1 protein-coding gene is annotated in these 1,905 nt (G+C 70.3%); it reads left to right on the top strand.

What is annotated here, in order from left to right; all coding sequences use genetic code 11:
- Positions 1 to 53: 53 nt before the first annotated feature.
- Positions 54 to 1,905 (top strand): acyltransferase domain-containing protein (locus tag ACFOX0_RS34025; RefSeq protein WP_377553774.1); only part of this gene is annotated, 1,852 nt, incomplete at its 3' end.

Here is a 1,905-nt window from a genome sequence, read left to right as displayed (position 1 = left end):
TCGCCCTCTACCACACCCTCGGCCTCACACCCCACTACCTCGCCGGACACTCCATCGGCGAAATCACCGCCGCACACCTAACCGGAACCCTGTCTCTTGCCGACGCCGCGAAACTGGTCACCGCACGAGCCGCACTCATGCAAAGCCTGCCCGCGACCGGCGCCATGGCCACCATCCAGGCCACCGTCGAGCAGGTCACACCGCACCTGGTCGGCGACACCACCATCGCCGCGGTCAACACCAACAACCACATCACCATCAGCGGCACCACCGAACACGTCCAAGCCACCCTCACAAACATCCCAGCCCCATCACGCCTCCTCCAGGTCAGCCACGCCTTCCACTCCCCCCACCTCGACCCCATCCTCGACGAACTGACAGCCGTCGCCTCCACACTCCACCACCAGACACCGACCATCCCCGTCATCTCCAACCTCACCGGACAAACCGCTCAACACGATCCTGGCTACTGGGCACAGCAGGCACGCGGCACCGTCCAATGGCGCGACACCCTCACCTACCTCGCCGAGCAGGGCGTCACTACGTTCCTGGAGATCGGGCCGCACAACACCCTCACCGCACTCACCCGCGAAGTGCTCCCGGACGCGACCGCACTACACACCAGCCACCGCACCAACGGCACCAACATCGACTCAGTCCTCGCCCAAACCTGGATCCACGGCCACGGCAACCACCCCGCCGAACCGACGAACCACCTACCCGACGCACCCACGTACCCGTTCGAGCGGAACCGGTACTGGCTGATGACCCCACCGCCCGCCACCGCCGGCGGCACGACGCATCCGCACCTGACGACGGCGGTGCACCGCGCCGACATCGACGGCACGCTGCACACCGGGACGCTGAACCCGGCCGTGCACACCTGGCTCACCGAGCACGTCATCGGCGACACGACGCTGCTGCCCGCCACCGCGTTCGCGGAGATGGCGATCTTCGCGGGGGACGCCGTCGGCTACGGCCGCATCGAGGAGCTGACGTTGCGGGCTCCGCTGCCGCTGGACCGCACCGCCGCGTTGCAGGTGTGGGTCGGCGAGCCGGATCACCAGGACCGGCGGCCGATCACCGTTTACGCCCGGCCGACGAGCACCGGAAGCGACGAGGTGTGGACCTGTCACGCCACCGGGCACCTCGGCCCGGACGTCGATCCGCCGCTGCCGGACACCGCGCCGCGGCCGCCGGCCGGTGCGGTCGCGGTCGACGTGGACGACCTGTACGAGCGGCTGGAGGAGCGCGGTTACCGGTACGGCGCGAATTTCCGGCGCCTCACCGCTGCCTGGCGCGACGGCGAGACGATCTTCGCTGAGGTCACCGTCGGCAAGGACACGGACCTTCGGGGGTACGGCGTACACCCGGCCCTGTTCGATGCCGCGCTGCACTGTCTCGGCGTCACCGACGACGGGGCGGGCCGGCGCCTGCCGGTGCAGTGGTCCGGTGTCTCGCTGCACGCGACCGGAGCCCGTTCGCTGCGGGTGCGGGTGACCCCGGCCGGCGACGACGAGGTGGCCATCACGATCACCGACCCGGCCGGCGCGCCGGTGCTGTCCGTCGATGCGCTGACGCTACGGGAGGTCGCGGGTCAGGAGACGGCGACGTCCGGCCTGTACACCCTGGTGTGGAAGCCGGTGGACGGCGGGCGGCGTGGCGTGGTGCCGGGGACGGTGCTGCTCGATGCCGGTGCGGTCCCGGCCGATCGGCCGGGAGCGGCCGTCGCCTGGGTGCTGGAGCAGGTGCAGCAGCGGCTCGACGGATCGGAACACCTGGTGGTGGTGACGCGTGGGGCGGTAGCCGTCACCGACACCGACGACCCCGACCCCGACCAAGGCGCCGTCTGGGGACTCATCCGCAGCGCCCAAGCCGAACACCCCCACCGCTTCACCCTCCTCG

The organism is Micromonospora zhanjiangensis, from assembly GCF_042650605.1.
GTDB classification, from domain to species: domain Bacteria; phylum Actinomycetota; class Actinomycetes; order Mycobacteriales; family Micromonosporaceae; genus Micromonospora_J; species Micromonospora_J zhanjiangensis.
The sequence above is the reverse complement of the archived record's forward strand: the minus strand, read 5'-3'. Positions and strand labels throughout refer to the sequence as shown.